This window comes from Tropicimonas sp. IMCC6043, assembly GCF_004146235.1.
Taxonomy (GTDB): domain Bacteria; phylum Pseudomonadota; class Alphaproteobacteria; order Rhodobacterales; family Rhodobacteraceae; genus Tropicimonas.
This window is the reverse complement of sequence record NZ_SELO01000160.1, coordinates 1-472: the sequence shown is the minus strand read 5'-3', so window position 1 is coordinate 472 and position 472 is coordinate 1. Positions and strand designations below refer to the sequence as shown.

Below are 472 nucleotides of genomic sequence, written 5' to 3'. Positions count from 1 at the left end.
TCGCGGACCAAGGCGCCCCGGCAACCGCCAGCTACATAGGGAGCGCGTCTGCCGGGGCGCCGATCACGCTGGAACTGGCCGGATTTTGTGCTGCCCTCTGGCAGGAAATCGCACCGCCGTTGACACATGGAGAAGACAATCCTGCGCGTTCTGCGCGAAAAGCCAGATCCGAACCCCGTCGCGATTCCGCTTATCCGTGACGGTGTTTTCGAAGGCAACATCACGGACAAAGATCACATGATCGCGGCCTACGAACGCAATACCGCCTAGGTGCAGGCCGCTTTCGGACCCGACAGACTTCTGACCTACGACCTCGGTGAGGGGTGGACCCGACTGTGTGATTTTCTTGGCTGCGATGTTCCGGACGAACCGTTCCCCCGCTCGAACGAAGCCCACGATTTCATGGAAACCAACGCCCGACTGGACAGCCTGCGCAGGGGAGGAGAACCAGTCTAGCGCCGGAGGCGGGCAC

The 472-nt window shown here is 61.7% G+C and carries 2 protein-coding genes; both read left to right on the top strand.

Annotated elements, in window-relative coordinates; genetic code table 11:
* The first annotated feature begins 126 nt into the window (after positions 1-126).
* Positions 127-270, top strand: a complete 144-nt coding sequence (locus EU800_RS27405) for a hypothetical protein (RefSeq protein WP_207210028.1) — start codon at positions 127-129, stop codon at positions 268-270.
* Positions 271-456, top strand: coding sequence for a sulfotransferase (locus EU800_RS29260; RefSeq protein ID WP_207210027.1), 186 nt, complete (start codon positions 271-273; stop codon positions 454-456).
* Positions 457-472: the final 16 nt, after the last annotated feature.

Bases quoted from the DNA above. Each gene is read 5' to 3' on its own strand.
- EU800_RS27405 (WP_207210028.1), top strand. From the start codon at position 127: ATGGAGAAGACAATCCTGCGCGTTCTGCGCGAAAAGCCAGATCCGAAC.